Origin of the sequence: Streptomyces niveiscabiei (assembly GCF_001419795.1) — a bacterium.
GTDB classification, from domain to species: Bacteria; Actinomycetota; Actinomycetes; order Streptomycetales; family Streptomycetaceae; genus Streptomyces; species Streptomyces niveiscabiei.
In genome coordinates, this window is record NZ_LIRL01000310.1 from 544 (window position 1) to 5,087 (window position 4,544).

Annotated in this window: 5 protein-coding genes; 1 reads left to right on the forward strand and 4 read right to left on the reverse strand. The window is 71.5% G+C overall.

Annotated elements, in window-relative coordinates:
* From AOK24_RS16185 to AOK24_RS16195, 4 genes are all read right to left on the reverse strand, one after another.
* Positions 1 to 1,757: ATP-binding protein (locus AOK24_RS16185; RefSeq protein WP_420876669.1), on the reverse strand; the 1,757-nt coding region annotated here is incomplete at its 3' end.
* A 57-nt stretch (positions 1,758 to 1,814) separates the two neighbouring features.
* Positions 1,815 to 1,973: a hypothetical protein gene (locus AOK24_RS49200; protein ID WP_165854454.1), complete on the reverse strand. Its 159-nt coding sequence runs from the start codon at positions 1,971 to 1,973 to the stop codon at positions 1,815 to 1,817.
* Positions 1,974 to 2,136: 163 nt separating this feature from the next.
* On the reverse strand, positions 2,137 to 2,670 hold the full coding sequence (locus AOK24_RS16190; protein WP_240000954.1) for a hypothetical protein: 534 nt from the start codon (positions 2,668 to 2,670) through the stop codon (positions 2,137 to 2,139).
* Between the two features lie 35 nt (positions 2,671 to 2,705).
* Entirely contained in the window at positions 2,706 to 3,266 is a 561-nt protein-coding gene (locus AOK24_RS16195; protein WP_055720784.1) for a GNAT family N-acetyltransferase, read from the reverse strand.
* 181 nt (positions 3,267 to 3,447) lie between these two features.
* Between AOK24_RS16195 and AOK24_RS16200 the strand changes: the two genes are divergently transcribed.
* A partial coding sequence (locus AOK24_RS16200) for an acyltransferase family protein (protein WP_055720785.1) occupies positions 3,448 to 4,544 on the forward strand: 1,097 nt, incomplete at its 3' end.

The window sequence follows — 4,544 nt, forward strand, 5'->3', positions numbered from 1 at the left end:
TACTCGATCTCCTCGGCGCCGACCATGCGCGCGTACTCCACGGCCCGCTGGGCGGCGCCGATCGCCTCGGGCCCGGGTTCGTGGAGCATGTACCAGCCCGCGACGGACGACAGCACCTCGGCGTGCACGGTGGACGGCGGCAGCCCGCGCACGAGGTCCTGCGCGGTGGACAGTTCCTGCCAGCCGTCGCCGCGCCCGAGCGCGGGCAGCAGCTTGGAGCGCTGGACCCAGAACCAGGCGGCGCGCAGCGGATCGGGGTCCTCCTCCAGGAGCCGCAGGGCCCGCCGGGTGATCTTCAGGGCCCGTTCCCGCGCGCCGGACAGCCGGCCCGCGACGGCCGCCTCGGCCATCAGGTCCAGGTACCTGAGGGGCGTCGTCTCCGGGGCGCAGCCGCACGGGGGGTACGCCTCCGCGTAGTCGACGGGCCGCAGCCGCGCGAGGACCTCCCCCGGCGCCGCGTCCCACAGCTCCATCGCCCGCTCCAGCAACCGCAGTTGCTCGCTGTACGCGTGCCGCGACCGCGCCTCCGCCGCCGCGTCGAGCACGGCGGGCAGCGCCTTCGCCGGGTCGTGCGCGTGGTACCAGTAGCTCGCGAGGCGCGTCGCCCGCTGGTCGGCGGGGACGAGCCCCGGCTCGGCCTCCAGCGCCTGCGCGAACCGCCGGTTGAGCCGCGACCGCTCCCCCGGCAGCAGGTCGTCCGCGACGGCCTCGCGCACGAGCGCGTGCCGGAACCGGTAGCCGTCACCCCCGGGCGCGGGGATCAGGATGTTCGCGCCGACGGCCGCGCGCAGCGCCTCGATGAGGTCGTCCTCGCCGAGCCCGGCGACGGCGGCGAGCAGCGGGTACTCGACCGTCGACCCGCCTTCGGCGGTGATCCGCGCGACGCGCTGCGCGTGGTCGGGCAGCGCCTCCACGCGGACGAGGAGGAGGTCCCGCAGGGAGTCGGTGAGCCCGGCGCAGCACTCGCCGGTGCAGGCGACGGCGAGTTCCTCGACGAAGAACGCGTTCCCGTCGGACCGCTCGAAGATCTCGTCGACCTGCGCGGGGTCGGGTTCGGCGGCGAGGATGCCGGCGATCTGCCGGCCCACCTCCTCGCGCGTGAAGCGGGCGAGTTCGATGCGGCGGACGGTGCGCAGGCGGTCGAGTTCGGCGAGGAGGGGGCGCAGGGGGTGGCGGCGGTGGATGTCGTCGCTGCGGTACGTCGCGAGGACGAGCAGCCTGCCCGTGCGCAGCGTGCGGAACAGGTACGCCAGGAGGTGGCGGGTCGAGGTGTCCGCCCAGTGCAGGTCCTCGATGACGACGACGACCGTACGCCCGTCGGCGACCCGCTCCAGCAGGCGCGCGGTCAGTTCGAAGAGGCGGGCGGTGCCCTCCTCGTCGTGCCGCCCGCGCGCGGTCTCGCCGAGTTCGGGCAGCAGCCGGGCCAGCTCCTCCTCCTGCCCGGCGGCAGCGGCGGCCAACTCATCGGGCAGGGCCCGGCGCAGGGCGCGCAGGGCGGTGGAGAACGGCGCGAACGGCAGCCCGTCGGCGCCGATCTCGACACAGCCGCCGACCGCGACGACGGCCCCCTGCCGCTCGGCGACCGCCCCGAACTCCTCGACCAGCCGCGTCTTCCCGACGCCTGCCTCGCCCCCGACGACCAGCGCCTGCGGCTCCCCCGCCGCCGCACGCGCGAGCGCGTCGTTCAGCGCGCCGAGCTCATCCGCTCGACCCACGAACACGGGACTGACCGACCTCATCTCCACGCCGCCGAGCATCGCACACGGGTCTGACAACGCCCCAGCGGTTATCGCGCGCACGGCATCCGGCGGCACTCACGCCGCCCTGGTGAACCAGTGCCGTTGGGGCTGCTTCGTATCGGACGCCCCGGCGGCGCTCTTGCGTGCGCGTACCGCCTCGTTGACCAGCCGCTCGTGGTTCGCGCGCCGGATCAGTTCGGCGGAGCGGAGCTGGTGGGACTCGTACTGGAACATTTGAACTCCCGTGTCTCGGTGGTGGTTCCACCTTCGTTCCCGAGGGGGGTCGGGCACATCGGGAGAGTTCCGCATCTTCGGCGGGGGCGGGGGCCTTAGAAACGGGAGAAGGGTCCTTAGGGACCGCCGTAGGTGCTTACGGCGGTCCCTGAGGACCCTCGGGTCAGCTCGCGGACGGCACACTCAGAAGGGCGTCGCTGTACTTGAGTACGGCCAGCAGCAGGCCGATCACCCCGAGGGCGACGCCGCCCCAGGCGACGGACTTGATCCACGCCGGCTGCGCCTTGTCCGGGTTGCCGAAAGCGGGCCGGACCAGGACGACGACGGCGGTGACCAGGGCGATGAGAGCGAAGAGACCGGCGTACAACGCGCTGGTCTTCCACGCGTCGCCGTAGATCTCCTTGAGCTGCGTGGGGACGCCCGCCGACGACGACGTCTGGAGCTGGCCTATCAGCGTCTCGCGCGCGGACGCGACCGTACCGATCCAACTGCCGCTCAGCGACACGAACCCGAGCGCGGCGGAGACGACGGCCGCGGCGCCCTGTCCGACGTACGACGTCTCCTTCGCCTCCGGTTCCTGGCCCTCCGCGAGGAGTTCGTCGTCCTCGGTGGTGTCCTCCTCGACGGTGTCCTCGGCGCCCTTGGTCAGCTCCACCTCGGAGATCTCGCCGGCGTTGTCTTCTGTCTTGGTAGCCATGCCCCGCACCGTACGGACGCCGTCTGAGAGGTTCCTTAATGATCGCTGTGCGCGGTACGCCACTCCGGCGCGAGCAGCGACCAGATCTCGATGTCGTGCCGCTCGCCCTTGTGGAGGTGGCTGCCGCGCAGGACGCCGTCCTGCTTCATGCCGAGCCGGCGGGCGACGTCGAGGCTGGCGGTGTTGCCGGAGGCGGCGTGCCATTCGACGCGGTGCATGCGGCGTACGTCGACGGCCCAGTCGATCAGGACGTGCATCGCGCGCGTGACGAGGCCCTTGCCGACCGCGGCGGGCTCCAGCCAGCAGCCGACCTCGCAGACGCCGGTGGCCGCGTCGAACGTACGGAACAGGACGCCGCCGACGAGCGTCCCCTCGTACCAGATACCGTGCAGGGAGCCGGAGTCCTCGGTGCGTTTGTCGGCGTACCGCTTGAGGAGCGCGCGGGTCGACTCGACGTCCGTCTCGCGGGAGCCGAAGCCGATGAACCGGCCGATGTGGTCGCGGCCCCGGTCGAAGTGGGCGAGGAGCTCCTCGGCGTGCCACGTCTCAAGGGGGCGCAACTCGGCCCCGTCGTCTCCCAGGGACACCCCGTACATGCTGCTGCCTCTCGTGTTGATCCACTGTCGGCACGACCTTCTCACGGCCCTCGGGTCCGGCGGCGGGCCACCCCTCGTCGCATCACAGGGGCGTAACAACTCCCGTCCCCGCAACAACTATTCAGGCGCCCGCGACTCCTACACCCCGTAGGAACCGCACAGTTCGTCGACAGGAGGAACGTTGTCCATCCGCCAGGTGAACAGTCCCGACCGGCCGCCGCGGCTCGCCCTCGTCGACGGGCTGCGCCTCGCGGCGGCGCTCGCGGTCGCCTGTTTCCACTACTTCGGCCAGAACTTCCCGAGCATCTGGGGCGAGACGCCCAGGGAGTTCGCGTACACCGTGCACCGCGCCTCGATGTACGGCTGGCTCGGCGTCGAAATGTTCTTCCTGATCAGCGGGTTCGTGATCTGTATGAGCGCGTGGGGGCGCACGCCGGGCGAGTTCGCGGTGTCCCGGCTCTCTCGGCTCTTCCCCGCGTACTGGGCGGTGATCGTGCTGCTCGTCACCCGTCTCGCGGTGTTCCCCCAGAAGTCCGACAACCTTCCGGAGGACCTGCACCCGCGGACCGTGCTGGCCAACCTGACGATGTTTCCCGGCCCGTTGGACGCCGATCTGCTCGCCGGGGTCGCCTGGACGCTCGATCTGGAGGCGCGGTTCTATCTGCTGATGGCGATCGTGCTGAAGTTCGGCGCGACCTACGAGCGGCTGCTCGGCTTCTGCACGGTCTGGCTGGTCGCCGCGTACGTCACGCACTCCACCCAGAACAGGCTGCTCGACCAGTTCGTCCTGAGCGGTTACACGGGGCTGTTCGTCGCCGGGATCGCGCTCTACCTGATGTTCCGGTTCGGGCAGAACCTGATGCTGTGGACCCTGCTGGGGATGGCGTGGGCGTACCAGCTCAGCGTGCTCCAGATACGCGTCGACTGGCACATGGCCGCGCCCGGGAGCACCCGCACCGTCTCCTGGAGCCTGTGCGCGCTGCTGCTGACGGCGTTCCTCGGCGTCCTCATGCTGGCCACCATCGGGCCACTGCGGAACCTGAGCTGGCGGTGGCTGGTGACGGCGGGGGCGCTGACCTACCCGTTCTACCTGGTCCACATGAGCCTCGGCTACCCGCTCGCCAAGGGCCTCACCCGGCACGTGCCCGCCCTCGGCCACTGGGGGAACATGGCCGTCGTGACGACCGCGATGCTGCTCCTGTCGTACGGGATCTGGCGGTGGGTGGAGCGCCCGATGGGGCGGTGGATGCGCAGGGGGCTCACCCGGGGGCTCGCGGC